Here is a 23,790-nt window from a genome sequence, read left to right on the forward strand (position 1 = left end):
GTTTTTTATTTGGAAAGAAAAATGCCACCTTCTCCAGCAGGAAAAAGTGGCAGACAGCTTATTATAGGCTAAGTAAATTTTTGTTTACTAGCGTTTTTGGAGGACGGTCATTAAAGATGGCATCAAGATTCTCACAGCAAGTTTCCATCATCGCCATCCGGGTTTCCTTCGTTGCACTTCCGATATGAGGCAAAGCGACAACATTTGAAAGGGATAACAGCGGATGATCCGCACTAATAGGTTCTTTCTCAAATACATCCAGTCCTGCCGCTGCAATCTCGCCTGCAACTAATGCATCGTACAAAGCTTGTTCATTAATGATGGCACCACGGCTTGCATTAATAAAAATGGCATCTTTTTTCATTTTTTGAAATTGTTCACGCTGAAACATTCCTCTTGTATGTTCAGTAAGCGGAGCAAGACAAACAACAAAATCCGCTGTCTCTAGCAATTCATCGAAGGAACAATACGTTGCCCCAAGCATTTCTTCAGCCACTTCATGACGGCTGCGGTTATGATAAATAATCTCCATATCAAAACCTGCGGCTCTTTTTGCCACGACAGTTCCGATTTTCCCCATTCCGACGATCCCGATTTTTTTATGGTGGACATCCGTTCCGGCAAGAAGCATCGGAGACCAGCTCTTCCACTTTCCTTCTTTCACAAACTCTGCAGATTCGATCATTCTGCGAGCCGTTGCAAGCAGTAAGGCAAACGTTAAATCAGCCGTCGTATCCGTTAATACATCCGGAGTGTTGCAGATCGCGATTTGATGTTTGCTTGCCGCATCTAAATCGACATTGTCGTAACCGACAGCCATATTAGCTACGACTTTCAAGTTCTTCGCTTCGGAAAAAAGCTCTTCGTCTAACTGATCAGAAATCACAGTTAGCAAAGCGTCTGCCTTCTGTGCTTTTTCTAAAAGCAGCTCCCTCGGCACCTGAACTTCTTCTTCCGGCCACATGTCTACATCATACTGCTCTTGAAGCTTATGATAAATTTCTTCTGGCACTTTTCTTGTCACATATACATATGGTTTCACATTTCCACCTCTTTTTCGTCACTCTTCGCCCTATCATTTTACCATAGGTACTCTTACTTTAACCAAATAATTTCCGGAATTTTCAAACTCCTAACAGGAACTTGCACCATTTCATAAAAGGATCCTAAAAACCTCTCATACTCTCTCGTCTTTTGAACATACCCTTTTAGACGGTCTTCATTCACTTTTTTCACATGCATGGAGGCACTTGAAAAATACTGATCGACACAATCAAAAAAGTGACTTGGAAACAGCAGCCTTGCGTAAATCAGTCGCCATGAAAAAGGAGACAGCTTTTCTATTTGCTGATAATCTTGAAGAAAGTTCTGCAAGTTGGATTGATAGAACAAAGTCCGGTCCCAATAGGAGGAACGAATCCATTCAGACAGGTCTCTGCCCGCATGATCAAATACTAAGTCAAAGGGATTTCGCCAATTCGTCTGATTCCCCCAAGCTTTCTCATGAAAACTCCGATGGCACACTGTTCCATAATCACTGAGAAGCGGCTGATCATCCATTTCCGTGTCAGCGACGTATTGAATCGCATTCTCCGCAAGCCCCATATAATAAGGAAATACCTCTGCCACTAAAGTATCAAATGGTTCATATGGAGGCTGCTGAATTATATTCATCACCCTTTTTTCCAGATCATCTACTCTTTTCTCCCATTGAGATCTCCATAGTCCTAGATAATTAACGGCTTTCACTTCCTCGGTCAGTGTCCGTCCGCGCTTATGAACCATTGCAAGCTCCTTCGCAATTGAAGAATATTGACCGCTTTTCCTATATTTATTCTGTAAAACCACGAACTCCTGCTTATCTTCCGTCACCAGAAATTTCTCGTCTTTGCTCTTCACAAAAGCGGAAACTCTTCGATCACCTTGGTCAATTAAATGTTTGGACATATGATAATAATCCAGCAAAAAGTCTTGTTCCACTTTTGTTACATCGATAATAGAATAAATAAAGTCTTGTTTTAAATAGCGAGTGTCGCTCCCTTCGACTACGACTTGTTCAGGCTGGAGTTGAAAGTGTTTTTCTAATAAAGATTTTCCATCCATAAATTTCTCCTCCTTACATTTTACGGTCATTATGAATAAGGACGAACGTCACTGGGTATATAGTTAATAGAATGATTACGGCAGTTGTTGAATACAATGATTTAAAGGGTTTCTATATTCACGTCTTGAATACTAATAGCAAGAAGATCTGCTTTAGACTAACATATTAGAGAAAAAGGTGATTGTATGACTATGGAGGAGAAGAAAGTTATGAGTATGTCGGAACAGACAGCGCGCCGCTGGCTTGGAGAGCGCGGAGTGACGATTGATGATATCGCTGAACTTGTTTTGTTCCTGCAGCAAAAATACCATCCAAACCTTGAACTAGAGGAATGCCGCGAAAACGTGGAACGCGTACTCAGAAAACGTGAAGTTCAAAACGCGATTTTAACAGGTATTCAAATGGATCTACTGGCGGAAAAAGGATTGCTTGAAGAACCGCTTCAATCCATTATCGAATCCGATGAAGGACTATACGGCGTGGACGAAATACTTGCCCTATCTATTGTGAATGTGTATGGTTCCATCGGGTTTACGAATTACGGGTACATCGATAAGCAAAAACCCGGCATTCTCGATCATTTAAACGATAAGTCGCATGGCAAGGTGCATACCTTCCTTGATGATATTATCGGAGCGATTGCCGCAGCCGCTTCAAGCAGGCTGGCTCACCGGGCTGCACATACAGAATAAAAAAATCCGGCCGCGTTTGAAAAAGTGAATTCTAAAAAAAACCAGGATGATTCCATAAATGTGGATCGATCCTGGTTTTTTGTTTTAGGTTGCTTTTTTTCAGCTAATTGACTGGATGATGAAGCAATTAGCTGCCAAAAATTAAGTCTTCTTCTTAAAATTGAGCCGATTACGGATCACTATAGAACAAATAGGCAAAAACAGCCTTATTTCGTCAATTTTGCTTTTTGTTTTATTGTACGATTAACGCCGATAGAGCTGTCTATCGGCGGGTTTCGTGATTCTATCAGCGGCTTTGGACTTTCTATCGGCGGCTTCCTCGATTCTATCGGCGAATGACCACAAGCCTAAAAATTAGGCGCCCTTTCTCTGTCAAAAATTGTGTATTCTTCAAGTCGTGACTAGAGAGCCCACGCAGAGGAGGTTCACCTCACCCCCTGCGAAAAGCGAAGCATCCAGAAGTGAAAACAACCAATCACCCTGCTAATTTAAACAGCTGCCCTTTAAAGATTCTTTCAGCTGCCCACGCAATGCGGCCGGATCTTTTTTATTTCACTTCCCATTCATCCAATGTTTGAATTGTGTAAGTTGGTTGCTCCTGATACTTCTCTAAATGCTCTTTTTGCGTCACACCAGTGTAAACAAGGAGCGTATCCATCCCCGCCTTAATGCCAGCAAGGATATCTGTGTCGTAGTAGTCGCCTATCATGATCGTGTCTTCTTTATCGGTTCCGAGCACCTTTAAAGCTTGATTCATGATGATGGATTCTGGCTTACCGATAAAAATCGGATCCGTTTGGGTAGAGACCGCTACTACAGATGTCAGTGATCCATTCCCCGGCAGCAAGCCCCGCTCTGTTGGAATCGCAATATCACCATTTGTAGAAATAAACGTTGCTCCGTTACGAACGGCTAAGCAGGCAGTTGCCAGCTTTTCATACGTAATTCCCCGGTCAATGCCCACTACAACAAAATCCGCTTGTTCATGGTCAACTAGCTCTAGCCCTTTTTCAGCAAGTGCTGACCGAATGCCTTCTTCCCCAATCACATACACAGTCGCTCCGGCTTTTTTCTCGGCAATAAAACTAGCGGTTGCCATAGATGTGGTGAACACTTGTTCAGGCGTTGTTGGAATATCAAATCCAACTAACTTCTCTGCCACCTGTTCAGGCGTTCTTGATGAGTTGTTCGTTACAAACAAATATGGAAGGCCCGCCGCATTCAACCTGGAAATAAAGTCTCCTGCTTCTTTAATCTTTTCCGTGCCTCGATACATCGTTCCATCTAAATCGATTAAATATCCTTTATATGATTTCATTTATTCGTCACCTCTGTTTATTATTATGGCGCAAAAAAACGCTTTCATATAAGAAAGCGCCGCATCTTATGGTTTAAACGCAGAAACTGGGCCTAATTCATACACTAAATAGGCTCTTACCTTTTCAGGAAACATCTTCAAGGCATCTAAATGATCTGAGAATGCCTGCTTCACTTCTTCATGGTCCACTCTCGTATAATAACGAACTAACGGATTTCGCAGACCTACCATGACTTTCAAAGAAGCTGTCATTTCCTTCGTAATCACCTTCTCGTCATCTAAAATATCTACGATGTCTTCGTAGCTTCCTGGATCACGCATGATAAACCCATCAATCATCGCATTTCCTACATCTAAAATAGATTCAATCACCGTGTGAGCCATCCGTTCTAAAGCGGCTAACTCCAGTGCTGATTCCCATTGGCTTTGTTTTTCAAAAGCCGAAAGCTGAACTTCCATGAACTTTAATGTTTCTTCGATTTTTTCCCGATCCACAAAATACACAGTGAGCACCCTTCCATCACTTCTTTTGATTCCTTCTTATTTTACCATTAATTCTTAAGAGAAAACATTCCTATCCACTCGGACTTTCATTTGTTACAATGAAAAGACTACTGGCCGCACTATGCGCCGCTCTTAACTTGAGGGAGGGATCGATATGTCAGAAAGATTTTTCTTGTATGATGACACAGAAGATACGAAAACCCGTTTCGTTTCATTCATGGGTGAACATCACCGCTATGACCTTGCCATCACTCACACTGATCGGCATTACGGAAAGAAATTAGTCTTAAATATTCAGGGCAGCCGCTTTGCTATCATTGGCCGCGATGATTTAGATGAACCCGGTTATCTCGAACACGCTTTCCAATTAAACGAAGAAGAAGCAAGTGAACTTCGCGATTTTTTATATGAAGTCATCTAATGCAGCCTCAAAGGATTTCCAATTGGGAATCCTTTTTTCATGCGAATATTTCACCCGCTCTCGGACAAATTAATGTGAAAAGACGCTGGAGGTGTTCACCATGTTTCCAAACGATGAAATGGAAGAGGAAGAAAAATATACAGACTTTTCGAATGTAGAAGCCGGACGCAACTTTTTAACGCCTGAGCAGCTGCCGGAAGGACCTTATGGATCACCAATTAATAAAGACAAACCCGTTAGCAACAAGTCCACTCCATGGGAAGAAGGACAAAGATATTACAGTGCCTTTAACTATGAAAATAAGACGCTGCATCAGCATTTGCCTAGACAAATGGAAGGTGCCCACCCGCCCCACGACGACCCAGAAGAGAATGAAAGTCCTCCATACGATGACGTATCTACGTCTTAACAAAGATCAGGCTGCCTTCATTTTACAAAGGCAGCTTTTTGTAAATGCTCCCTCTAAAAAAAAGAAAAAACCAAGCCATTACATGCTTGATTCTCCCTTGATTACTTCTTTATTTTTTTTGCGACGAAATAGGCACAGCCGAAATTGCAGTATTCATATAAATATTCCTTTAATGTGCCGATTTTAGAATCAAATGAAGCCTTTTGATTTTTATCATCATAAAAGCCCTTTAATCGCAGCTGACCGTATCCCCAGTCGCCTACAATGTAATCATACTTAGTTAAAATGTCGCTGTATCGTTCACGGAATACTTCCTCATTAAATCCATCGTTATTTTCATCAATGATTTCATAGCAATGATTTTGAATACAAACCATTATTTCACCATCCTTTTCATCCTTCTTTCATTATAGCGGATTCGCCATAAATTACTAAGCAAAAAATCAATAAACCGAGGGCAATCTAATGCCTAGGGGGTGCTAAAAATGAAAAAACCACTATTAGCTATGGGTGTGGCAAGCTTCGTGATGCTTGCAGGCTGTAATATGAATAATGACAATGCTGCTGATGAGCAAGGAATGGTTCATAAAAATGGGAATACACTGAATGTTCGTGACCGTGAAGACCTTTATAACGAAAATGAAACCCGTACGTATAAAGACGAGGTCATGACCAAACGATCAAATGCTGAATTCGGCTATGTCCGCCAGCAAAAAAGTCCGATCCAAGGACAAACCGTTTCTTATAAAGATATGTATACCATGGATCGGGAGCGTACGGCTGATGCCATCAGTAAACTAAGTGTAGCAAATCCATCAGTCAATGACTGTTCTGTGCTCGTAACTGATGAGGAAGTATTGATCGCTTATGATACCGATGCAAAAACAAAAAAAGAACGCATGAATGCCGCTGACCAAGTAAAGCGGACAGCCATGAGTGTCGTTCCACGCTGGTACCATGTCTACGTAACCGATGACACCGGCCTTCGCCGTGACATCGAAAACATTGCACCAATGGGCCCTAACATGGATGGAGCCGAAGACACAATCGAAAAAACCATCAAATTAATGAAAGCTAACTCTCCACAAGGCAAAAGCACCGTAGAAGGCGAAAACCCAAATGGAGAAACCAAGGCTGACAAAGAAATGTAAAATGCGCTGTTCAGGAGCGACAGGCAAATAGGCAGATACCAAAAAGGCGCTCTTTGCCTTTATGGTGTCTGATCTTTTGACCCGAGCTCCTAGCGTATTTTACTGGACAATCCGAAATGTAAAAGTCGTTTGCTCAGGTGTGAAGGGCAAATAGGCTTTTTAGACGATATCGGCAACTTTGCTCGGGTTATCGGCAACTTTTTAGATTTATCAGCAACTTTGCTCGGGTTATCAGCAACTCACTTGGTTGCCGAAGCTGATGCCAGATTCTCTGCATATGTAAGGAGCCGCTCTCACGAAGAGAGCGGCTCCTTGCTATCTTATGCTTCAAGCGAAGCGATTTCACCTTGTTCTTGTTTGGCCTTTGAAGCTGCGTTTACTTGTTCATCGGCATGGTAAGAAGAACGGACAAGAGGTCCCGCTTCACAGTGGCTAAAGCCTTTTGTCATAGCGATTTCACGAAGCTCCGCAAACTCGTCTGGGTGATAATATTTTTGCACCTTCAAGTGTTTTTTAGAAGGCTGCAAATATTGGCCGATCGCCATAATATCCACGTTATTCGCACGCAGATCATCCATCGTTTCAATAATTTCTTCCTTCGTTTCGCCAAGCCCAATCATGATACTCGATTTCGTTGGAATATCCGGCTGCATGTCTTTGGCTCTCTTCAAAAACTCTAAAGAACGTTCGTATTTTGCACGGGCACGGACTCTTGGAGACAAGCGTTTCACCGTTTCAATATTATGATTCATAATATCAGGACGCGCATCCATAAGCACACGAAGATTTTCTTCCACGCCGCCCATGTCTGAAGGCAATACTTCAATAGAAGTAAACGGGTTCTTTCTGCGAATGGCACGAACTGTTTCTGCGAATACGGCTGCCCCGCCATCTTTTAAATCATCACGGGCAACGGCTGTAATAACAACATGCTTCAAGTTCATTAATTGAACAGAATCAGCTACTCGTTCTGGTTCCTGCAAGTCCAATTCTGTTGGAAGACCGGTTTTAACCGCACAAAAACGGCAGGCTCTCGTACATACATCACCTAAGATCATGAATGTTGCTGTCCGGCGAACTGCCCAGCATTCGTGAATATTAGGACACTTGGCCTCTTCACAAACGGTGTGCAGGTTGTTTTCGCGCATCATTTTCTTTAAACCTGTATAGTTTTCATTCGTATTAAGCTTTATTTTTAACCATTCCGGTTTACGCAAATGTTCCTCTTTTTTGCTCATTCTCTTCATCTCCATTCGTTTCTGTTATAGCAAAAAGAGTCCAGAGTGACTATGTATGGCTCAGCCTGTATCAGTCGACTAAAACAGACCCTCATCTAAAAGAAAGAAAGTACGTTCTTTTGACACTTTATCACAGTAAATATTGTAACACAACTTTTCATGTCTAGCGGAACAATACAGTATTTTCATGAATGATTTTCTGCTTTTTATCGCAAAATAAAAGGAAACCTTTACTAATGGGAGGGAATATTTTTGAAGAAAGTCATTTGGCTGGTTCTATCCATATGGTTTCTGAATGCGATGCCTTTTGAAGCGGCCGAAACCGAAGCTGATAAAAGAATGTATCAGAACCGGATGGAATTATTTAAAAAGATGGAGACAGCTACTGCGATCCCCTGGTATTACTATGCAGGGATCGATCAATATGAAAGAAGTCTCCGGTTTGTAAGGGATGACTTGCCTAAACCTAAAGATAACATTTCTGTTTATATTCCGCCGGAAAAGTGGGCGGGGTATATGAACCCTAATCATGAGGATACTTCCCCTTTAACTATTGCTTTCTTTCATGGGGTTGGTGTAGATGGAAATGGGGATGGGAAAGCAGACCGGACGGATAGCGAAGATGTATTAGCTGCCATTGGAAAATACCTTTTATCTTATGGGACCGACCATGACAACATAAAAATTGCCTTATGGCGCTATTATCAGCGGGACAAGTCAGTCAGTCTAATTATCGGTAACGCCATGATGTATAAAAACTATGGAAAACTGAACTTGCAGGATAAAACTTTTCCTCTTCCTAAACGGTTTAACTATTCATATAAGAATACGTGGGGAGATGCTCGCGGTTGGGGCGGCAGAAGAACCCATGAAGGAACCGATATTTTTGCCAATTACAGCGTGCCAGTCCGTTCTGTTTCATACGGTATCGTAGAAATGAAGGGCTGGAACCGCTTTGGCGGCTGGAGAATTGGCATCCGCGATATCAATAACACATACTATTACTACGCCCACCTAAACGGGTTTGCTGATGGCTTAAAAATTGGACAAACTGTAGCACCCGGCACCATCATTGGCGGTGTCGGCAGCACAGGCTATGGCCCGCCTGGCACATCAGGAAAATTCCCTCCGCATCTGCATTTTGGCATGTACAAGGACAATGGCAAAAACGAATGGTCTTTTGATCCGTATCCTCATTTGAAAAATTGGGAGCGGCAATCAGACTCCTAATAAAGAAGGGTGTATAGCACATTCAGCTATACACCCTTCTTCTTATTTACTTGGCCTTTTTGGACTTAGCCACTGCGTTTGCAATACTTGCTCCAAGCCCGCCCCAAATAATTACTATTCCCATAATCATCATCACGATTGCGCTGCCTGACATTATGATACCTCCTTATTTCCATTATTCATTTCATGAGGACTCTTTCTCCATTTCAATGACATGAACACAAATCCAATGACAATGGCGCCAATGGCTACAGCCCATCCGGAATATAATAAGAAGCTAGTCGGGTATCCTTCATAATTATCTTTAATGTTCGTTAAGATATTTTGGAACATCATGTAACCTAAGATGATTGGTGTAATACCCGCAAGACATACTTTCCACCAAGCACCCAGCATGATATCTGAGATGCTGTCTGCATGTGATTTAAGATTGTTAAGCTCTTTTAGTACCCATGCAACAACTACTACTTCCACTAATCCAGCTAGTGCAACACCGAATTGGTTAATGAAATAATCTGCCGCATCTAAGAAATACAAGCCCCCGTTTGTTGCAAACAGAATCGAGATAATGGCGGATAAGCCCCCGCCGACTAATACGGCTTTTGTTCTCGAAACATTAAATTTATCTTGTACACCTGCGACAAATGTCTCAACAATCGACATCAATGACGTTAAACCAGCAAGTGTTAAACAGACAAAGAATAGTGTGCCAAACAGGCCATTGAATGCAGGGAATTCGTTAATAATTTGCGGGAAGACAACGAAAGCCAAGCCCACTCCTGCTGTAACTACTTCATTAATTGGCACTCCTTGCTGCTGAGCCATGAAGCCTAATGCAGCGAATACGCCAATACCAGCTAAAAGTTCGAAACCTGAGTTTGCAAAACCAGTAATAAATGCATTATTCGTTAAATCTGTTTTCTTTGGAAGATAACTTGAATATGTGACCATTATTGCAAAAGCGATTGATAAACTGAAGAAGATTTGACCATAAGCTGCTACCCAAACTTTTGGATCAGCAATGGTGCTCCAATTCGGTTTGAAGAATGCATCAAGACCTGCCATAGCTCCGTCTAAAGTCAGTGCCCGTACAACAATAATTAAGAATAAAATAACAAGTGCAGGAATAAAGATTTTGTTTGCTGCCTCAATCCCTTTTTTAACACCTTTAACTAAGATTCCTAGTGTAATCACCCAAACAACGACTAACGGAATAAATACACCTGAAACAATTCCTCCAACTTCTCCTGGAGCTTCAGCTAACTTTAAGTACTCTCCAAACAAGAAGCCTCCTGGATCGTCTCCCCACTTTAAATCAAAGGAGAAGAATGAGAACGACATCGCCCAAGCGATAATAACGGCGTAATAAGTAGATATAACGAATGAAATCGCCACCTGCCACCAGCCAAGCCATTCAAACTTTTTGCTTAATCGCGCATACGATAATGGAGCTGAACCTTTGTATTTATGTCCAATTGTAAATTCAAGAACTAATAACGGAATACCTGCTGTTAATAATGCGAATAAATACGGAACAAAGAAAGCGCCTCCACCATTTTCATAAGCGACTGCAGGAAACCTCCAAATATTCCCTAACCCAATTGCAGACCCGACTGCAGCCAAGATAAAACCTGCTCTTGTTCCCCACTGCTGACGTTGTTGATCCATAATAATCCCTCCTATAACTCTATCCTATTTTAGAAATTTTACCTTTATTCAGACAATTTAAAATTATCATCATTATTATATCTAGTAATTATGTAATAGTAAATATTATTTTCAAAAATTTTTTAAGAATAATTTTTTCCATGCATAAAAAAGCTGGCTCATGTATGTGATCTTCTCTTCTATGCGTCAACTTCTCTAAATTCCTGAAAAGTTTATGGCGAAAAAAAGAAAAGAAAATTTCATGAGCCAGCTACAAAATTACTATTTAGATTCTTCTACAACCTCATCCATTGGATTCATCTTTTTCAAAACAAAAGCCGTCGCCACTAATAATGCGAGTGATACAGCTAATGAAATCCAAGCATTTCCTGTGAAACCAATGACTACAAACCCAATAGCAGCAATCGCAGCCGCTAATAAGGCATATGGAGTCTGGGTTAGAACGTGATCAATATGATTGCTTCCTGCTCCAGTTGATGAAAGGATCGTTGTATCTGAAATAGGTGAGCAATGATCTCCAAATACCGCTCCGGCTAGAACTGCCGCCATGGCTGGAAGCAAAAGTGAAATGTCTGTTGATGCAGCGATTTCCCCAGCAATCGGAAGAAGGATGCCGAATGATCCCCATGACGTTCCTGTAGAGAAAGCCATGACCCCTGCTACAAGGAATAAAACGACTGGCAAGAAGGCAATATCCATGTTGGATTTCTCAACTAATCCTGCCAAGTACTTTCCTGTTTCAAGCTCGCCAATTAATGCGACGATCGTCCAAGCAAAGAATAAAATATAAACCGCAGGAAGCATTGATTTAATGCCTTCCCACACACCTGTAAAGAAGATGCCAGTATCGACGCCTTTAAAGACCATGCTTTGACGGAGGAACATAATGACTGAAACCAATAACCCAAACAAACCGCCGTACAGTAATGATTTAGCTACGTCTGTGCTTTCAAAGATCTTTAGAATCGTCACTTCTCCTTCAACCGCCTGGCTGCCGGTCCAAAGCATTGCAGCTACTGTCCCAACAATTAAAGCAATAATTGGCCAAAGCAAATCTCCAACCGTTCCTTTTGAACTGACAGGCAGATCATCTTTCAATTCGCCCGCAGCTTCGCGATCTGTCGGGTGAACCTCTCCTGTTTGAATCGTATGCATTTCATGCTTTTTCATCGGACCAAAATCAAATTGCATGTAGGCTGAAAGGAAAACAAGTCCTAAAGCCACCCATACATAGAAATTCATTGGTATTATTTGCAAAAACGCAGAGAATGCCGTATATTGAGTGACCTCATGTGATACGAGAATCGTTCCGATAATCCCAATAATGTACGCTCCCCAGCTAGAAATTGGAGAAACAACACAAACCGGAGCTGATGTTGAATCAATAATATAAGCAAGCTTAGAACGTGAAATCCGCTGGCGATCTGTAATTGGACGTGAAATCTGTCCGACCGCAAGTGCGTTAAAATAATCATCAATAAAAATAATAATCCCGAGGATCGCTGCCATAATTTGAGCGCCAACCCTTGATTTCACTCGAGTGGTTACCCATTCTCCAAACGCACGGCTTCCACCGGATATGTTAATAAACGCAGTGATCATACCAAGAATAAGTAAAAAGAACACAATGTAAAGGTTCCACGTACTCCATTCTCCGTCTGCATATACATTACCTGAAGCAGCTCCCCAGGCAATCGATACTGTTTTTCCTAAGTTAAAATCTGCAAGCAATAAAGCGGAAGCAATAATTCCCACTCCTAATGAAAGCAGTACTCGCCTCGTCAGAATAACCATTAAAATGGCTAATGCTGGGGGCAATAACGAAAAGATTGTATTTTCCATTTTTTTCTCCTCCTGTTGATGTGAAAGAGGCGGACTACGGAATCGGAAATGTACACCTGCGCTTTTTTAAGCACAAAAAAAAGGCATTGATAGAGAAAACTATCATTACCTTTTGTCGTAATGCAAGTCTTTCCTCCATCGCGATCTGTAGCTCCCCATTACAGACAATCTATTCATTCTGCAATGAGAGTGTTACTCTTTTTCAGAATAACCCCAATACCAACTATGCTGACACATATATGGTACTTCGGCAAAACCACCTTTCAACCGCGATCTCTGTTGTCATCCTCACGCTGTTTACTCATTAATTCTGCAGCCTCTACCCCACCGGATTGTGATAAGGTTCAACTATTCAGTTAGTAAAAGTGTAACAGTTAATAATTCTTTTGCCAAGACCTTTTTCCTGCCTTCCCTTGCAAAACCACCCTCTCCTGCCACAGTCTGTCTATTTGGCAGGTACTGTAATGGATGGTGAAGTATTTCCGCCTCCGTTATAGAAATTCGGAACTTGGCCATGTATAAGCCCCATTGCAACAGGAATATCCTGCTTAACAGTTGTCACTTTTGTGGCAAATGGAACAATGATTTGCACGCTGACTTCTACTTCAATAAACACTTCTACATATGCATTATTAATGCCATAAGGTTTTACATTTGATTTCACATCCGACTTCACATCACCAATGGCATGAAATCGAATCGGCACTTTAGGACCTAAGTTTCCGAGCAAAGCGTTATTTGTCACTTGCCCTAAAGGAATCGTGTACACAATGCCTTCTGAATTTTCCGTTTCTTCGTTTTCAATTTCTACATCAGCCAGCAGCTCAAGCGCCTGCAAATTTCCTTTTTCCGCTTCTTTTAAGTTCAACTGCACTAAATTTGTGGTTTCAGCAAGCACTCGATTAATGATTTCCGTATTAAATTTAGTCGTCGTTGTATCACCCGGAACCGTTTCAATGATGTCATTAATATCAATGACATGAGCTATTTTTTTGTTAATCGCTTTACTGATCACCATCGCTGCAATCCTTCTCGTCTCCGTTTCCGCATAGCTGAGCAGAGTTGGCTTTACACTTTCATTGATGATCCAAAGGCTTGAAGCAGTCGAAAAAGTGAAGAGAATCAGGGTAATTAATAAGACATATTGCAGAGGGAGCGGCCCTCTTTTCGTTTTCCATTTTCTAGGCGCAGCCAAAAAAACCCCTCCTTCTATTAGCTATATGTATGCGGCAAGAAGAAGGGATAACGCAAAAATATTTTTTAGGCAAAGATGTTTTTTAATTGATTGAAATATTTGCAAGAGTCATCCGCACTTAGATGGATTCAGCCTCTACAATTCGCTGCATTCCGGCTTATGATACAGCTGAAGCAGCTTCCATTCCATTACGTCTCTGAGAAATTCCGGCATAAAGTATTGTTTGTCCGCTGCCCTGTACAGCTCGGTAAAGAAGTGTCCGTAGGTGAACATATCCAATGTAGCCACCCGATAGATTCGTTTCGGTTCAATCTCTTTTCCTGCTACTTTAAATGTGTATTTCTCAAGATCCGCTTCAATTTGACTGTACACAAAGCGTCCCATCACTTTCCCTCTAAAACCGAGTCCTTTAATAGCCAAATGCGGCCACTTCTCGTCGAGGGTCTGTTTAATGACCTCTTTAAGCTCCGCACCAGAAAGAAGGATTAAACAAGGATTAATTGGATGAGGCAGCATTTGGTGCAGGTCATACTTCGTCACTGTTCCTTCTGAGAGTCCATTCAGCACCACACCGGCATTTAAAAAAGCGCAATCCGCTTCGCACCATTCAAGCAGCGCTTCATTTAGCATTTCGGGTAAAACAGAAGGCTGAAACCAATGATTTTCCAGGGGAACAGGAAGGGAGACAATCGGCTGTTTTAGTACTTGTTTTCCCAATGCTGTATAACTCTCAATTTGCTGCTTTTCTTGTTTAGGTGCTTTCAATTGTTTATTCGTTTCATACACCCTTGCTCTTTTCGTTAGAACCTGCTTAGTTAAAGGGTCTATATCAATTTCCACATGTCCGACATAATATCCGAATTTGCCCGCAGCCGCGAGAAGAGTTCCATTGATTTCTTTTCCTTCATGCAATAAGTGATGAGTATGAGCGCCGAGCACTAGATCCACAGGCAATTCCTCTGCGATCTTTTCATCATCATGCAAGCCAAGGTGAGAAAAGACAATGACAAGATCTGCTTGTTCTTTCAGATCGTTTACCTGCTTTTTTAACTCTTCTAAAGGAACAGACAGTTTCCAGCCCAGCTGTTCATAGGATACAGAGAAAAAAGCGGTTACTGCCGTAATAGCTACCTTTAAACCTTGTCTTAATTCAAAGATTTTATAAGGAATCGCCCACTGCGGCCGCTGTCCTTGCTTGTCGAACAGATTCGCGATGACCACTGGGAATTCTGCTTCCTCGTAAAGCCGGTTCAGCCCTTCTTTAGAGAGGGTAATTCCTTCATTATTTCCAATGGTAACCGCATCATAGCCAGCTTCATTTAAGAGCTTGACATTGCCTCTGCCAAGCGTACCCTCCGTATATGGGTGGGCACGATCGACGTGGTCTCCTAAATCAACGACCAGCACATCTTCTCCTGCTTCTGTATGTGTCACTTTTCTATCTTGCAAAAACTGGTGTATGCGAGGCCAATTTTCGAAATGGCTATGAAGATCATTGGTATGATAAATATGAATGGTTTCTTTCAAAGATAAACACCTCATTTCTTGCGGAAAGAGTTAAGCAAGACCCTGATATATTAATCGTATGCCGATGATGATTAAAATAATTCTAAGCAGTGATACAAGTGCTTTCGATTTCAATTTTGTATTGAGATAAGCTCCTGCTTTAGCTCCAATCCAAGCTCCCGGAATTAAGGCCAGCGCATACAGCCACACCACATGTCCAAATGCAACATGAGTTAAAGAGCTAATAATCGCTGACAAAAAAATAATAAACATAGACGTTGCCACGGCTACATGGGGCGGAAAAGCAAAAAGCAAAATCATTGCCGGCACAAGCAAGGAACCGCCGCCAATACCAAATATCCCGGAAAGAAAACCGATCAAAAAGGCGATTAGAATAGCCTGTGACGGCTGAAAGCTATATGTAAGTTGTTGGCCATTTTTTTCAGTAAAGATTCGCTGAATACCGCCTTTTCCCGCTGCCGGAAGAGGCTTGACCTTAGATCTGAACATCAATATTAAAGCCGTGATGATCATAAAGATACCAAAGTAGACTTGAAAAGATTCCATATTTAAAATGCGGTTCACATAAGCTCCCGCAATACCCCCTGGCCCACTGCCAATGAAGAATATCCACCCGCTTTTATAATCGACGGTTTTATATTTCATATAAGCAAGAGTAGAAGACAGGCCGGTAAAGATCATAATAATAAGTGACGTACCTACCGCTTGCTGCGGTGATAAATCCAACAGCATGGCCATTGATCCAAAGTATAGAATAGCAGGAACAATGATCACACCGCCGCCAAGACCGATTAACGAGCCGATCGTCCCTGCTACTAGACCAATGCTCATCAGTAAAACCCACTCCACAACCATTTCCTCCAAACGTTAAAATAAATCTAGCTGTTTCGGTGCTAAATGATGATATTCTGTCCCCGTTAGTTCAATGAACTGTTTCGCATTATCAGCTGCATCCCCGCCTGAATTATTATTAAATAAGATAGATACTTCTTTGCTTTGCTTTAATAATGCCTTCGCATAGTCTGCCCACTGCTTCAATTCGTTTTCATTATAACGATATAAATAGCGGACATCACGCCAATTTTTATTCCCTTGCTTTCGCCAGCCATTGCGGTTTCTTCCATGCATACGGACCAGCGTTTTCTCTGGGTGCGTTGCTTTTAATATGATAGGCACTGACCCATCTCCCGCTTGCGGTTCATCGCAGACAGAATGTATCCACCCTTCCTTTTCCATGAAGGTAAGGGTTTGATCTAAGTAGGCCTTGGAATACCATGATTGGTGACGGAACTCTAGCGCCAAGGGCAGGTCTCCCATCTGCTCCCTGCAATAACGTAAATAATCAACATTCTTTCGCTGGCAGTCAAACCAAGGCGGAAACTGAAAGAGCACCATGGATAACTTACCGCTCTCCGTCATCGGCTGCAGTGACTCACGAAATGCTTGAAACATCTCTCCTTTCGAATCAAAAGGAATTTCACCGCGCTCATGCCCGGTCATCCCTTGATACGCCTTGACTACAAATTGAAAGCGCTCAGGTGTTTCATCCGTCCACTTTTGCATATTCCTAAGCGGCTGCACAGCATAAAAGCTCGCATCCACCTCAACAACTGGAAAATGAGCGGCATATTCTTTTAATTTATCACGAGAAGAAGTGCCATTTGTATATAGAGAATCGTGGTCTCCCCATCCCGTCACACCAATGTTCAGCATGAAATCACCTCTTATTCGTTCATTTTAGCATATTTAAGTGGCGTCTTCTTCAAGTAAAAACGGAAGACTTTCCGCACTATTTTACTATTACCCAATTAAACCGGAATTTCACCCTATCAAAGAAGAGGTGAGAACGTTAAATTATGAAATAAACAGCGGAGCAATCACGTGAATCACAATATCCGCCATAAAATGAGCGATCATGGCAAATTCAATCCCTGACTTGAGAAACAGCAGTCCAAATACAATTCCTCCTGTTCCATTGATTAAAAGCATACCTAGAAATAAACCAATAGTCATTTCATAAGTAGCAGAAGCGATTCCATAATGCAGTCCCGCGAAGATCAAGGAAGCAAATATGATCGCTACCCAATAATCAGAAGTTTGTATGTGAGAGCGCTTTCTTAATTTAGTAACGATCCACAAGACGAAGGTGATTAAGAAGAAGCGAAAAATCGTTTCTTCTGTGGCTGCTGCACCAAACGAACCCATGATCCCTAGCCACCAGACTGGTTCACTAATCGAAGAATTATCTATTCCAAGCGGCTTAGAAATGGTCAGACTGATGAGGATAATGAGAAGGGCCGCAAGTACTCCATAGCCCGCTGCCGCCAGCATTTTTTTCATATATATTGCGTCCAATTTATTCTTGGAAACGACTGTATCTAAAATCGGTGTCTTTACATGTACCTTTTTCGCCATCAGCATCGCTAAAAAAATAAGGATAGCTGACTCTACTATCATTTGACCAGTGAATATAAAGAAGAATTCCGTCTTTGATACTCCCATCTCCTGATGAAAGTTTCCCCTTGCCAGTGCATAAGGAACAATAGCCATTGCACCGGCCGCATTAATCCCAAGAATGGTAAAATATAATTTCCAATGAATCAGCGGCTGTTTACTGATCACTTCCGCTGGTTCTGCTGATTGTACCTCACTCACTTCATCCACATATTGATCCATCTTCTGCTCGAGCAGCTCAGCCAGCTGATCCGATTCTTTAATATATAGGAATGCTTTATTCACTTCTTTTTTTATACCAAAATAACTTTTCGAGATTCTAGGAGATGTAAAAATGATTTCGTACTTTAACTCATCACCCATGCCGAAGATGTGCGTCAGCAGCCTAGGAAAAGCCGTAACGTGAAACACTCCCTTTTCATGGATCATTCCGCCTTTTTGATCATATTGAATGGCAGCCTTTTGAATCGATTGGATGTCTTTTATATGAAAATGAAATTCTCTTCTTGAACCAATCTTCATTTCTACAAGATTATTTTTCACTTTAACCGGTGTATTTCTCAGCCAGTTATAGTCTCCTAAAATGTAAAGAATGCTGTATATATGCAGAGCAGTTAGTATATAGGCCATGGATGGAGCCTCTGCTTTTAAATAGATATGAAACACAACCATTTCAATCACTTGTTCATGCATCAAGGCTAAAAATAACCAATAGTAGTTCGACTGCTTATGCAAGGAAAAAGACTGTCCATCTTGATCATGATGAGCCGTTCTCCAGCGAAAGAAAGCATAATAAATGACCTTCCATTCCTTTTGAATCATTGTGAAGAAGGGGTTCTCGTCAATATCTCCCTTCTTGTATTTCACCATTAAAAAGATCAAAAAAGCTTCTAACCCCACCGCCAGTATGATGAGCCAAACTAGATAATACGTATCCATGTGCCATCCCCCTATCGATATTTTCTAATTTCGTACCAATAAATCAGATACTGGATCACCCCGAGTCCAATTAATAAAAGCAGAGGATAGTATGGAATATGGTGAAGGTAAGCGACAGAAGCAATGGCAAAAGGCATGGAAGATGCAAAGAAAATATAGACCTTTCTTGTTGCTTGAAAGGTAATCCACTTAAGCCCTTCATCCTCTTCCTTAAACTCCATCGGCATGAGTGTCGGCTTGATCCGATCGTTGGGATTCTTTCGATTATGAATTGGAATGAGTCCCATCAACAGAAAAAGAGGAATGATCAAGACGAATGGATCAATGTTTAGCCAACTCGGTACTTCGTTCTTGAAATGCTCCCCAAGCAAGATCAGGCCAAAACTCAAAATTAGAAGTGCATTAAACAATGGTGATTGAAACACTTTTTTCAGCATGATTCCTTGTCTCCTTCTAAATAAAATATGTCTTCAATGGGTAACTGAAATTCACGAGCAATCTTTAATGCCAGCGTAATAGACGGCGCATAATCTCCTTTTTCAATTAAACCGATCGTCTGTCTCGAAACCTCTATACGATCAGCCAAATCCTGCTGCGTTATACGAAATCTGGCACGCAATTCACGGACTCTATTCTTTAACATTTCCAAATTTCACCTCACTATTTAATGTAAGCGTAAATGATCTATAACAAAATGTAAATGATCCTTGTCATTTTTCCATATAATTGTAACAAGTTATTGACTATCTGATGTAATATGCGAATCTTCAATTTTGTTTTACTCTCTTAAAAACGTGGAATATGAAACTACTATAGAAATTTTAGGGGGAAACTTCGTGTCACGGGGAAAAAATCGAACAATTAGATCGCTATACTATAAAGTTGTGACTTTGACATTATCATTGTCACTGCTGCCGGGAGCTGCCGCAGCTTATGCACAAGCACCTGATAAAGAAACAACAATCATTCTGTCTTTTGATGGAATGCGTCACGATTTAACTCAACAATACATAAAGGACGGAATGCTGCCTCATTTTAAAAAGATTCAAAAAAACGGTGTGGTTGCTAAAAACGTGACAACCGTTAACCCCTCTTTAACTGCCGCATCCCACGCTTCGATTGCAACAGGGGCAAAGCCAGAAAAAACCGGCTTTGTCAGCAATGAATTTCATTATCCTGATACGAAGCTGACAGAGACACAGGATGCTTTTTTAGCTAACATTGATGTGCCGCCACTATGGAGAGAAGTAAGAAATCAAGGAAAAACCACAGCGACTATCGGCTTTCCTGGCTCTAACCCAAAAGGCAAAAAGGAAGCGGATTATGCCATTTATTATGGTCAGACATGGTCTGAAAGCAAGCTAGAAAATCTCAAATTTAAAAAAGCGGAAAACTGGACAAATACACCTGAAAGTTATTCCCCAGCCAAATCAGCAGAATTGTCTATTAAAGTTCAAAAAGGAAAGAATGAAAAACTGCATCTTCTGGCTCTCGATGCAACAGACAATAACAAAACGGACTACACCCATTTTTATTTGTCAGAGGATCAAACGATTGATGAGAGCGATGTTTCTTTTCAGGCAAATGATTGGGCTGCCAAAGATCTAAAAGTGAAAAAAGGTCAATCAGCAGGTTTTTGGTTTAAATTAAAAGGGGTAAAGCCCGATTTATCATCCGCCAAATTATATCGGACAGCCATCACATCAGGGGTGATCGAAGGACCCGGAAATTTTTCAGAGGAAATCAAAAACAAGTTTGGCTTCTTCCCCGACCAAGATGATACACCTGCATTTAAAAAAGGCTGGATTACGAGAAAAGAATATGAAGAAATCAGCGGTCGCTTTGTAGACTGGATGAACGATGTATCATTGTATGTAAAAGATCAATATCAGCCTGATTTGCTTATGTTTTATAACCCGCAGATTGATCATGAAGAACATGAATTTCTTTTAACAGATCCCCGTCAGCCAGGTCATAAAGAAGGAAAATCCAAAGAATATATGAGCTATGTGAAATGGGCTTATAAAAAAGCAGATGAGACAACTGGACAGACGTTGAAAGCAATGGACAGCAATGACCGATTAATGATTGTGTCCGATCATGGCATGGAACCAGTTCACTCATCCATTTCTCCAAATTATGAATTAAAGAAAGCCGGATTGCTTGTTTTAGATAAAGAAGGAAAAGTAGATATCTCTAAGTCCAAAGCATATGCAGTATCCAGCGGTTCAATGGCCCATGTGTATATTAATAAAAAAGGCCGCGAAAAAGGCGGCATAGTTACAGAGAAAGAATATGAACAAGTACAGGAAGAGATTGTTGAGGTTTTTACTAAGATAAAAGATGAGCGGAAACTTTCATCAAGGAAGAAACTATTAAACCTGCATTATGACACGTTTAAAACGGACTTAGATACAAACGGCTGGAGTATGGATAGTGTAAAGGAACTGCTTGCAAGCTCTTACGCCGTCGTCACCGACAAGAAAGAAAATCCTTACGAACAGATTCTGAAATCCGATTCCAAGAAATTAAAAAATAGTAATCATACGAACACGGGAGATGTCGTTCTTTCCGCGGCAGAGGGATATATTGTGGATAACCATGTGGGTTCACCGATCCGTCCTTCTGTTGCACTAGGCAGCCATGGCGGCAATCCCGAGCGAAAAACGCTCCAGCCTGTCTTTTTTGCTTATGGAGATCAAATTGAAAAGAAAAAAATTAAACGAGATATAAGCGTTCTCGATATTGCTCCCACTGCCTATAAGTGGATGGAACTCGAGACCCCTAACTTCGTTGATGGCAAACCAATTAAAGAACTGGTTAAAAAATAGTTTGTTCAAAGGAACATTTTAAGTGAAAATCTTAAAATGTTCCTTTTTTTATGGTTTGAGCGGGGCGATTGTGGTGGATTTTCTCTATGAGGGGCGGCATTCTTTCCAAATATCGTGATATTCTTTCCGTTTCACCGCTTAATCTTTCCAATTTCACATTTATTCTTTCCGTTCCGGCCGTGGTTCTGTCCGATTTCCCCTTTATTCCTGCCGGGGCGACGATTGCGATCCTCCACGCGCTGCATTCTTTCCAAATGTCGTGATATTCTTTCCGTTCCAGCCGCGTTTCTGTCCGATTTCCCCTTTATTCCTGCCGAGGCGCAAATTGCGATTCTCCACACGCGACATTCTTTCCAAATGTCGTGATATTCTTTCCAATTTCACATTTATTCTTTCCGTTCCGGCCACGATTCTGTCCGATTTCATGTTTATTCCTGCCGGGGCGCTAATTGCGATCCTTTACGCGCTGCATTCTTTCCAAATATCGTGATATTCTTTCCGTTTTGCAGCTTATTCTTTCCATAATCTCATTTATTCTTTCCGTTCCGGCCGCGTTTCGGTCCGATTTCCCCTTTATTCCTGCCGGGGCGACGATTATGATCCTCCACGCGCGGCATTCTTTCCAAATGTCGTGATATTCTTTCCAAATGTCGTGATATTCTTTCCAAATGTCGTGATATTCTTTCAAATTCGCTCTTATTCTTTCCAATTTCCCATTTATTCTTTCCATTCCGGCCGTGTTTCTGTCCGATTTTGCACCTAATCCTGCCGGGGCGAAGATTTCGCTCTCTCCATCGCAGCATTCACCACCCACCACGCAGATTTCAACCCACGTAAAAAACCCAATCCGCAGATTGGGTTTTTCCATATTAACCGATCGAACCTTCCATCTCGAACTTAATCAGACGGTTCATTTCTACGGCATATTCCATTGGCAATTCTTTTGTGAATGGCTCGATGAAGCCCATGACGATCATTTCTGTCGCTTCTTCTTCAGAAATACCGCGGCTCATCAAGTAGAACAATTGCTCTTCAGATACTTTTGATACCTTTGCTTCGTGCTCTAATGAAATATTGTCATTCAAGATTTCATTGTAAGGAATCGTATCAGAAGTAGATTGATTATCCATAATTAATGTATCACATTCGATGTTCGCACGAGCGCCGTCCGCTTTTTTACCGAAGTGAACAACTCCACGGTAAGTTACTTTACCACCATGCTTAGAAATCGATTTAGATACGATCGTAGATGATGTATTTGGAGCTAAGTGAATCATTTTCGCTCCCGCATCTTGGTGCTGGCCTTTACCTGCTAGGGCAATGGACAATGTCATACCGCGCGCGCCTTCACCTTTTAAGATGACCGCTGGGTATTTCATTGTTAACTTAGAGCCGATGTTGCCGTCAATCCATTCCATTGTTGCATTCGCTTCACATGTCGCACGCTTTGTCACCAAGTTGTAGACGTTGTTTGCCCAGTTTTGGATCGTTGTGTAGCGGCAATAAGCGTCTTTATTTACATAAATCTCAACTACCGCACTGTGAAGAGAGTTCGTTGTGTAAACAGGTGCTGTACAGCCCTCTACATAATGTACGCTTGAACCTTCGTCAGCGATGATCAATGTACGCTCGAACTGACCCATATTTTCAGAGTTAATACGGAAGTAAGCTTGAAGCGGCGTATCTACTTTTACGCCTGGCGGTACATAGATGAAAGATCCGCCTGACCATACAGCTGAATTTAATGCCGCAAATTTATTATCTGTCGGAGGAATGACTTTCGCCCAATACTGACGGAAAATGTCTTCATTTTCTTTTAGAGCTGAGTCTGTATCTTTAAAGACGATCCCAAGATCTTCAAGTTCTTCTTTCATATTGTGGTAAACCACTTCTGATTCGTACTGAGCGGAAACACCCGCTAAGTATTTTTGTTCCGCTTCAGGAATACCTAATTTATCAAATGTTTGTTTGATTTCTTCAGGCACTTCATCCCATGAACGCTCTGAACGCTCAGAAGGTTTTACGTAATACGTAATTTCATCAAAATTTAAGGAAGCCAAGTCCCCGCCCCATTGCGGCATAGACATATTGTAGAAATGCTCTAATGATTTCAAACGGAAATCAAGCATCCACTGAGGCTCTTCTTTTAATTTAGAGATCTCTTCCACGATCTCACGAGTCAGTCCGCGTTCTGAGCGGTAAACTGAAATATCTTTATCTTTAAAACCGTATTTGTAATCGCCAATTTCCGGTGCTTTTTTAGCCAT

At 41.5% G+C, this 23,790-nt stretch carries 24 protein-coding genes, 1 pseudogene and 1 riboswitch; of the genes and pseudogenes, 6 read left to right on the plus strand and 19 right to left on the minus strand.

Annotated features, from left to right (window positions below; translation table 11 throughout):
• Positions 1-61: 61 nt before the first annotated feature.
• Both JOC78_RS07300 and yutH read right to left on the minus strand, forming a co-directional pair.
• On the minus strand, positions 62-1,042 hold the full coding sequence (locus tag JOC78_RS07300; RefSeq protein WP_204553856.1) for an NAD(P)-dependent oxidoreductase: 981 nt from the start codon (positions 1,040-1,042) through the stop codon (positions 62-64).
• Between the two features lie 53 nt (positions 1,043-1,095).
• Positions 1,096-2,103 (minus strand): spore coat putative kinase YutH, encoded by a 1,008-nt coding sequence (yutH, locus tag JOC78_RS07305; RefSeq protein ID WP_204553857.1) that lies wholly within the window; start codon positions 2,101-2,103, stop codon positions 1,096-1,098.
• A 192-nt stretch (positions 2,104-2,295) separates the two neighbouring features.
• Between yutH and JOC78_RS07310 the strand changes: the two genes are divergently transcribed.
• The gene (locus JOC78_RS07310; RefSeq protein ID WP_204553858.1) at positions 2,296-2,796 is read left to right on the plus strand and encodes a phosphatidylglycerophosphatase A family protein; all 501 of its coding nucleotides are present in this window, start codon (positions 2,296-2,298) and stop codon (positions 2,794-2,796) included.
• Between the two features lie 547 nt (positions 2,797-3,343).
• On the opposite strand, the gene JOC78_RS07315 is transcribed toward JOC78_RS07310, so the two are convergent.
• Together JOC78_RS07315 and hepT are read right to left on the minus strand one after the other, a co-directional pair.
• Positions 3,344-4,114, minus strand: a complete 771-nt coding sequence (locus JOC78_RS07315; RefSeq protein ID WP_204553859.1) for a TIGR01457 family HAD-type hydrolase — start codon at positions 4,112-4,114, stop codon at positions 3,344-3,346.
• A 66-nt stretch (positions 4,115-4,180) separates the two neighbouring features.
• On the minus strand, positions 4,181-4,618 hold the full coding sequence (hepT, locus tag JOC78_RS07320) for a type VII toxin-antitoxin system HepT family RNase toxin (protein WP_204553860.1): 438 nt from the start codon (positions 4,616-4,618) through the stop codon (positions 4,181-4,183).
• Positions 4,619-4,772: 154 nt separating this feature from the next.
• Here hepT and JOC78_RS07325 point away from each other — a divergent pair, with 154 nt between their 5' ends.
• Together JOC78_RS07325 and JOC78_RS07330 are read left to right on the plus strand one after the other, a co-directional pair.
• On the plus strand, positions 4,773-5,039 hold the full coding sequence (locus JOC78_RS07325) for a DUF3055 domain-containing protein (RefSeq protein WP_204553861.1): 267 nt from the start codon (positions 4,773-4,775) through the stop codon (positions 5,037-5,039).
• A 100-nt stretch (positions 5,040-5,139) separates the two neighbouring features.
• A complete protein-coding gene (locus JOC78_RS07330; protein WP_239587062.1) occupies positions 5,140-5,448 on the plus strand; it encodes a cytosolic protein in 309 nt (102 codons plus the stop codon).
• Between the two features lie 101 nt (positions 5,449-5,549).
• Here the strand turns inward: JOC78_RS07330 and JOC78_RS07335 are convergent, their stop codons facing one another.
• Complete coding sequence (locus JOC78_RS07335; protein WP_204553862.1) at positions 5,550-5,825, minus strand: YutD family protein; 276 nt, start codon at positions 5,823-5,825, stop codon at positions 5,550-5,552.
• Between the two features lie 108 nt (positions 5,826-5,933).
• Between JOC78_RS07335 and JOC78_RS07340 the strand changes: the two genes are divergently transcribed.
• Complete coding sequence (locus JOC78_RS07340) at positions 5,934-6,599, plus strand: YhcN/YlaJ family sporulation lipoprotein (RefSeq protein WP_204553863.1); 666 nt, start codon at positions 5,934-5,936, stop codon at positions 6,597-6,599.
• Positions 6,600-6,919: 320 nt separating this feature from the next.
• Here the strand turns inward: JOC78_RS07340 and lipA are convergent.
• Positions 6,920-7,858 (minus strand): annotated as a pseudogene (lipA, locus tag JOC78_RS07345) (lipoyl synthase); the annotation flags it as partial.
• 279 nt (positions 7,859-8,137) lie between these two features.
• Here lipA and JOC78_RS07350 point away from each other — a divergent pair.
• Positions 8,138-9,067 (plus strand): M23 family metallopeptidase, encoded by a 930-nt coding sequence (locus JOC78_RS07350; RefSeq protein ID WP_204554164.1) that lies wholly within the window; start codon positions 8,138-8,140, stop codon positions 9,065-9,067.
• 46 nt (positions 9,068-9,113) lie between these two features.
• Here JOC78_RS07350 and JOC78_RS07355 read toward each other — a convergent pair whose 3' ends face one another.
• The 10 genes from JOC78_RS07355 to JOC78_RS07400 form a co-directional block, all read right to left on the minus strand.
• Complete coding sequence (locus JOC78_RS07355; RefSeq protein ID WP_204553865.1) at positions 9,114-9,221, minus strand: methionine/alanine import family NSS transporter small subunit; 108 nt, start codon at positions 9,219-9,221, stop codon at positions 9,114-9,116.
• On the minus strand, positions 9,221-10,735 hold the full coding sequence (locus JOC78_RS07360) for a sodium-dependent transporter (RefSeq protein ID WP_204553866.1): 1,515 nt from the start codon (positions 10,733-10,735) through the stop codon (positions 9,221-9,223). The genes JOC78_RS07355 and JOC78_RS07360 overlap by 1 nt, the downstream gene beginning before the upstream one ends.
• A gap of 261 nt (positions 10,736-10,996) precedes the next feature.
• Complete coding sequence (locus JOC78_RS07365; protein WP_204553867.1) at positions 10,997-12,577, minus strand: Na+/H+ antiporter NhaC family protein; 1,581 nt, start codon at positions 12,575-12,577, stop codon at positions 10,997-10,999.
• Positions 12,578-12,717: 140 nt separating this feature from the next.
• A riboswitch (Lysine riboswitch) is annotated at positions 12,718-12,907 on the minus strand.
• Between the two features lie 115 nt (positions 12,908-13,022).
• Positions 13,023-13,772: a sporulation protein YunB gene (yunB, locus tag JOC78_RS07370; protein WP_204553868.1), complete on the minus strand. Its 750-nt coding sequence runs from the start codon at positions 13,770-13,772 to the stop codon at positions 13,023-13,025.
• 135 nt (positions 13,773-13,907) lie between these two features.
• Complete coding sequence (locus JOC78_RS07375; RefSeq protein ID WP_204553869.1) at positions 13,908-15,299, minus strand: bifunctional metallophosphatase/5'-nucleotidase; 1,392 nt, start codon at positions 15,297-15,299, stop codon at positions 13,908-13,910.
• 30 nt (positions 15,300-15,329) lie between these two features.
• The gene (locus JOC78_RS07380; protein WP_204553870.1) at positions 15,330-16,148 is read right to left on the minus strand and encodes a TSUP family transporter; all 819 of its coding nucleotides are present in this window, start codon (positions 16,146-16,148) and stop codon (positions 15,330-15,332) included.
• 18 nt (positions 16,149-16,166) lie between these two features.
• Positions 16,167-17,012 (minus strand): DUF72 domain-containing protein, encoded by an 846-nt coding sequence (locus JOC78_RS07385; protein WP_204553871.1) that lies wholly within the window; start codon positions 17,010-17,012, stop codon positions 16,167-16,169.
• Between the two features lie 141 nt (positions 17,013-17,153).
• Complete coding sequence (locus JOC78_RS07390) at positions 17,154-18,692, minus strand: CPBP family intramembrane glutamic endopeptidase (protein WP_204553872.1); 1,539 nt, start codon at positions 18,690-18,692, stop codon at positions 17,154-17,156.
• An 11-nt stretch (positions 18,693-18,703) separates the two neighbouring features.
• Positions 18,704-19,129 (minus strand): hypothetical protein, encoded by a 426-nt coding sequence (locus JOC78_RS07395; protein WP_204553873.1) that lies wholly within the window; start codon positions 19,127-19,129, stop codon positions 18,704-18,706.
• The gene (locus JOC78_RS07400) at positions 19,123-19,335 is read right to left on the minus strand and encodes a helix-turn-helix transcriptional regulator (protein WP_204553874.1); all 213 of its coding nucleotides are present in this window, start codon (positions 19,333-19,335) and stop codon (positions 19,123-19,125) included. Before JOC78_RS07400 ends, JOC78_RS07395 begins: the two co-directional genes overlap by 7 nt.
• Before the next feature lie 193 nt (positions 19,336-19,528).
• On the opposite strand from JOC78_RS07400, the gene JOC78_RS07405 reads away from it, so the two are divergent.
• Positions 19,529-21,523: an alkaline phosphatase family protein gene (locus tag JOC78_RS07405; RefSeq protein ID WP_338023181.1), complete on the plus strand. Its 1,995-nt coding sequence runs from the start codon at positions 19,529-19,531 to the stop codon at positions 21,521-21,523.
• A gap of 201 nt (positions 21,524-21,724) precedes the next feature.
• Here JOC78_RS07405 and JOC78_RS07410 read toward each other — a convergent pair whose 3' ends face one another.
• The 3 genes from JOC78_RS07410 to sufB are packed head-to-tail and all read right to left on the minus strand — an operon-like array spanning position 21,725 to position 23,790.
• The gene (locus JOC78_RS07410) at positions 21,725-21,949 is read right to left on the minus strand and encodes a hypothetical protein (protein ID WP_204553875.1); all 225 of its coding nucleotides are present in this window, start codon (positions 21,947-21,949) and stop codon (positions 21,725-21,727) included.
• 19 nt (positions 21,950-21,968) lie between these two features.
• The gene (locus JOC78_RS07415; RefSeq protein WP_204553876.1) at positions 21,969-22,391 is read right to left on the minus strand and encodes a hypothetical protein; all 423 of its coding nucleotides are present in this window, start codon (positions 22,389-22,391) and stop codon (positions 21,969-21,971) included.
• 1 nt (position 22,392) lies between these two features.
• The gene (sufB, locus tag JOC78_RS07420; RefSeq protein WP_204553877.1) at positions 22,393-23,790 is read right to left on the minus strand and encodes a Fe-S cluster assembly protein SufB; all 1,398 of its coding nucleotides are present in this window, start codon (positions 23,788-23,790) and stop codon (positions 22,393-22,395) included.

It is taken from the genome of Bacillus ectoiniformans, from assembly GCF_016908875.1.
In the GTDB taxonomy this organism is placed as follows: domain Bacteria; phylum Bacillota; class Bacilli; order Bacillales; family Domibacillaceae; genus Bacillus_BX; species Bacillus_BX ectoiniformans.

What these genes read in the sequence shown, in the direction of transcription:
- yutH (WP_204553857.1), bottom strand. Translation starts at nt 2,103, where the DNA reads ATGGATGGAAAATCTTTATTAGAAAAACACTTTCAACTCCAGCCTGAA.
- JOC78_RS07310 (WP_204553858.1), top strand. Translation starts at nt 2,296, where the DNA reads ATGGAGGAGAAGAAAGTTATGAGTATGTCGGAACAGACAGCGCGCCGC.
- JOC78_RS07315 (WP_204553859.1), bottom strand. Translation starts at nt 4,114, where the DNA reads ATGAAATCATATAAAGGATATTTAATCGATTTAGATGGAACGATGTAT.
- JOC78_RS07325 (WP_204553861.1), top strand. Translation starts at nt 4,773, where the DNA reads ATGTCAGAAAGATTTTTCTTGTATGATGACACAGAAGATACGAAAACC.
- JOC78_RS07330 (WP_239587062.1), top strand. Translation starts at nt 5,140, where the DNA reads ATGTTTCCAAACGATGAAATGGAAGAGGAAGAAAAATATACAGACTTT.
- JOC78_RS07335 (WP_204553862.1), bottom strand. Translation starts at nt 5,825, where the DNA reads ATGGTTTGTATTCAAAATCATTGCTATGAAATCATTGATGAAAATAAC.
- JOC78_RS07340 (WP_204553863.1), top strand. Translation starts at nt 5,934, where the DNA reads ATGAAAAAACCACTATTAGCTATGGGTGTGGCAAGCTTCGTGATGCTT.
- JOC78_RS07350 (WP_204554164.1), top strand. Translation starts at nt 8,138, where the DNA reads ATGCCTTTTGAAGCGGCCGAAACCGAAGCTGATAAAAGAATGTATCAG.
- JOC78_RS07355 (WP_204553865.1), bottom strand. Translation starts at nt 9,221, where the DNA reads ATGTCAGGCAGCGCAATCGTGATGATGATTATGGGAATAGTAATTATT.
- JOC78_RS07360 (WP_204553866.1), bottom strand. Translation starts at nt 10,735, where the DNA reads ATGGATCAACAACGTCAGCAGTGGGGAACAAGAGCAGGTTTTATCTTG.
- JOC78_RS07365 (WP_204553867.1), bottom strand. Translation starts at nt 12,577, where the DNA reads ATGGAAAATACAATCTTTTCGTTATTGCCCCCAGCATTAGCCATTTTA.
- JOC78_RS07385 (WP_204553871.1), bottom strand. Translation starts at nt 17,012, where the DNA reads ATGCTGAACATTGGTGTGACGGGATGGGGAGACCACGATTCTCTATAT.
- JOC78_RS07390 (WP_204553872.1), bottom strand. Translation starts at nt 18,692, where the DNA reads ATGGATACGTATTATCTAGTTTGGCTCATCATACTGGCGGTGGGGTTA.
- JOC78_RS07395 (WP_204553873.1), bottom strand. Translation starts at nt 19,129, where the DNA reads ATGCTGAAAAAAGTGTTTCAATCACCATTGTTTAATGCACTTCTAATT.
- JOC78_RS07400 (WP_204553874.1), bottom strand. Translation starts at nt 19,335, where the DNA reads ATGTTAAAGAATAGAGTCCGTGAATTGCGTGCCAGATTTCGTATAACG.
- JOC78_RS07410 (WP_204553875.1), bottom strand. Translation starts at nt 21,949, where the DNA reads ATGAAATCGGACAGAATCGTGGCCGGAACGGAAAGAATAAATGTGAAA.
- JOC78_RS07415 (WP_204553876.1), bottom strand. Translation starts at nt 22,391, where the DNA reads ATGGAAAAACCCAATCTGCGGATTGGGTTTTTTACGTGGGTTGAAATC.
- sufB (WP_204553877.1), bottom strand. Translation starts at nt 23,790, where the DNA reads ATGGCTAAAAAAGCACCGGAAATTGGCGATTACAAATACGGTTTTAAA.